Annotated in this window: 1 protein-coding gene; it reads left to right on the forward strand. The window is 57.8% G+C overall.

What is annotated here, in order from left to right; genetic code table 11:
* Window positions 1-152 precede the first annotated feature (152 nt).
* On the forward strand, window positions 153-486 hold a 334-nt coding region (locus AC1RO3_RS08560), incomplete at its 3' end, for a hypothetical protein (protein ID WP_481764011.1).

The raw sequence follows: 486 nt of genomic DNA on the forward strand, positions 1-486 counted from the left end.
ATGGACAGTCAGGCTGAACTGCCAGAGCTGGACCCTAGTGAGAACACTGGAGATATAGGCGTCGGGCAGAATCGTCAGGGAGGCAGTCCGAGTACTTACCTCCAGCCCACGATTTTGGGTGCGGCCCAGCGCCTCGCAGGCTTGGAGGAATAATGGACGGTCGTTATGTCTTTTTTAAGGTGCCGGAGACGGACACCAGCATCAACGTGGATTTGACGCCGCTCCTGCTTCAAGATGAAACGTTGATGAACCTAGTGGTCGGGGCCGTTCAGCCCGTGACACCTACGCCGCTGACCGCTACTCTTCAATCGGCGGTAACGAACCCCAAGGCCATGATCCTGACGGTGGGCGGCCAGAATGGCGTGAGCTATGGCCTCAACCTAACGCTCACGACGAATGCGCGCGTTCTAGTCGTGTCCGTCGCGATCACGGCCCAAGACCCGTCGTTTGTCCCATACGTTACAGAGAACCCAGAGGCGTATACCG

Source organism: Dellaglioa sp. CoH-57-MRSF-19 (assembly GCF_056781975.1).